Here is an 877-nt window from a genome sequence, read left to right on the forward strand (position 1 = left end):
AGAAGTTCTGACGAGTATTATTCAGCGTTACTTGCGTGTTATGGGGAATAAACGGCGTGTCAACGATGGACACCACTTGTACAGCTGTTTTGATGTCACTTTCCGGGATAACCAATGTCCACTGTTCACCCATCTGCACATCTTCGGTCTGGGTTGATACGGTCAACGATAGTGATGGAACAGGAACTAACTTACGCTTAGCAGTTGCTGCACTAGCACTCGTATTGTTGTCCTTGTCATTCTCAACACGTTCGCCATCACATACACCCCATTGCTTAATGGAATCATCGTCCGTCACGTAAAACGGGCTAAATTGTGGTGTGTCAGATGTTGATACGACCTGCACACGGTTCACAATAGTGGACGAGTCGTACTGCAAGCTAATATCCGAAGAATTGTTTTGATAAAAAAAAGCCTTTCTTGTCGCTTTGACAAAATTGGCCTCGCTATATAAAACAACGTGTTTGTTGTCGGGAACGATTGCATACACGCCAAATGTGCTAGAAATCGTGGATAAACCGTCCATTATCGTACAGTTCCCAAAATCGGTAATCGTCTGTGTGCTGTTTAGATCACCGACAACATCGAATGAATAGTCGGACACATCACTAGTTAGAAATGATAAAGCGCCCCAGATGTTATAAGTAGCATCGCCCTTATTCACGTTGTTCTGACGGCGTGCATTTAACTGATAGAACACATGGGTCGCCGTTACTTGAACGGTATGAATACCCTGTGCGTAACCGTCATTCGCTTGTTTAATGATGTATTCTTGGCCGTTCCAAAAAATGCTGTTTTCAACAGTCAAAAGGTTAAACGATTCACTGCCATCATCGAACGATGTGAAGTCTAATTGGTAACTATTGTTCTTTTCCCA

The 877-nt window shown here is 43.2% G+C and carries 1 protein-coding gene; it reads right to left on the reverse strand.

The window, feature by feature from the left end; translation table 11 throughout:
- The coding region (locus H7198_RS06985) for a prophage endopeptidase tail family protein (RefSeq protein WP_274459006.1) at window positions 1-877 on the reverse strand (877 nt) is incomplete at both ends.

Source organism: Fructobacillus sp. CRL 2054 (genome assembly GCF_028764065.1).
GTDB lineage: Bacteria > Bacillota > Bacilli > Lactobacillales > Lactobacillaceae > Fructobacillus.